General features: G+C 57.7%; 1 protein-coding gene. It reads left to right on the top strand.

Annotated features, from left to right (window positions below; all coding sequences use genetic code 11):
* Positions 1 to 695: 695 nt before the first annotated feature.
* The coding region (locus ACXJKO_RS31275; protein ID WP_457094893.1) for a cadherin-like domain-containing protein at positions 696 to 2,414 on the top strand (1,719 nt) is incomplete at its 3' end.

The raw sequence follows: 2,414 nt of genomic DNA, 5'->3' as shown, positions 1-2,414 counted from the left end.
ACACTTCTCCGCCGTGTCCGTAGGGATAGAGGTGCTTCGCGGCGTCGCATGTCCCGATCTCACTTTCATCTAACTCATGACGGGCTTCAGACTGAGCGCTTGGTCGGGTTAATAGCTCAGACCGCAATGGTCGATGGCTATCGCATGATGCCTTGGAAAGACTTGCCTTCGCACATGGCATTCCGCAATGATATCAAATAGATAGGGGGTGTGAATCAGATGTAACGGTAAACAGTGTATTGTCTTAGTATTCGTGTGGCACTGAAAGAATCAGATTAAAACGTGAAAACCCTCAGGTCTCGTGGACTTGAGTGGATCAGTCTTAATGGCGTCCGACAAATGACAATCAGGCGCGGCTATCCGCGGTTAGCCTCAGAACCGTGCGCTGATGCCGAGCACCGGCCCGTGCTGAAGCATGTCGAACTCATAGCGCGTCCGGCCCTCGCCCTGGGCGTAATCGACCGAGAGAGCCGGGCCACGGTCTCACAAACGACCGTGCTCCATACGCTCTAATAGTGCAATCTGATCCGAAGTACGAAGTAAACCCTGGTTGGCTAAGTGTGCGCGCACCTTGGGCATCCGAAGCAATTCTGCAACATGGCGGGTTATTCCCCAACGTTGTTAGCTATAGCTCGACTATTCATTTGCCGGGAATGGCTGTTCTGCACTATGCCTATGTAAAATCTGGGGGCATCATGTCGACGAATACAGCCGCGTCAGCCGACATTGCGGCGTTAAACTATATAACACTTCATGCTGACGGAAAGTCAGACGTCGACGTCAAGATCACGGAGATCAACGGCAAGTTGGTTTTTGACGTGAGCGTGGTCCCCGGCTCAAATCCCAACCTCTCCACGCTCCAAGCGCTCTACTTCAATATCAAGGGCCTCGACCTCAACGAGAGTTCGACGCTCAAGATTGAGGGTGCCTTGGTCACTCGCAGCGGTGTCACCGCCGACAGAGCTGGTCTGGATGGTGACTCCAGCAACGTCAATGGACATGGCGGGCCTTACGACGTGTTTGTCGAGTTTGGAACGCGCGGCGTCACAAGCGCCTCATTCACTTTGTATGATCCTGCCTCAACCCAGCCTGTTCTCCTCAACCTCCTGGGAGGCCAAACCTTCGGGTTYCGTCTCGACACGCCTGACGACAAGATCATCACCAATGCTCCCCTGGCTCCCAATCACGCGCCTGTGGCTGCCAACGACACGCGGCACACGAACGAGGACACGCCGCTCACGGTCGCGGTGGCAGACCTGCTCGCCAATGACACGGATCTCGACGGCAATGCGCTGACGATGACGGGCGTGTCCCAAGGTGCCAAGGGCACGGTCAAGCTGACCGATGGCAAGATCACCTACACGCCGGACCCAAACTTCAACGGCACGGACAGCTTCACCTACACGGTGAGTGACGGCCAGGGCGGCCAGACAACAGCCACGGTCACCGTGATGGTCGCTGCCGTCAATGACGAACCGACCGGCTTCCCCTCGAAGATCCTGGCTCACGGCCAGGAGGACACCACCTACATCGTCCATGCCGCCGATCTCGTCGAAGGCTTATCGGATCCCGATGGCGACACACTCCTGGTGTTCGGCCTCAAGGCCGACAAGGCGCAGGTGGTCAATAACGGCGACGGTACCTTCACGCTCACGCCGGACGCGAACTACAGCGGTCCTATCAGCCTCACGTATAACGTGGTGGAAGGAAAAGGCAGCTCGAAGGTCGCCCATCAGAGCATTACCTTCGATCCGGTCAACGACGCCCCAGTTGCGGCCCCGGTGATCCTCCCGGAAGGCAAGCAGGGTCAGACGATCATTATCACGGCCGCACAGTTGCTTGCCAAGGCTTCGGATGTCGACGGTGATGTCCTAACCGTCTCCTCGCTGGCGCTCTCGTCCAAAGAGGGAACTCTCGTCAACAACGGCAACGGAACGTGGGCCTATACGCCGGATGCCCATTACAGCGGTCCAGTCTCGTTCAGCTATGTAGTCTCCGATGGCAGCGAGCGGGCTTCCTCGACAGCCAGTCTGGTCTTGACACCAGTCAAGACCGAGCCCGGCACGGGCGGATCGACGCCAGCCGGCACTTACGATGACCTGATCGAAGCCAGCGACGGCGATGACATCATCCATGGCGGCCGCGGCAACGATGAGATGCAAGGCGAAGGCGGCAACGACATCATCGTGGGCGGAACGGACAATGGTAGCCTCGGGTGGACTGCCGGCACGCTTACGAACGTCACAATCGGCGACAATCTTTACGGCAACGACGGTAACGACACGTACTTCTACTCGAAGGGCGACGGCGTCGACCTGATTTGGGATTTCAGGCCGGATGCCGACACGATCGTTCTTGGCTACGGCTCAACGGAGATCATCGGCGCCACCTTCGTGACCGGTGTCACGAACCGC

Source organism: Microvirga sp. P5_D2, assembly GCF_054049475.1.
Note: the sequence above shows the minus strand (reverse complement) of the source record. Positions and strands in the feature narration are given on the sequence as shown.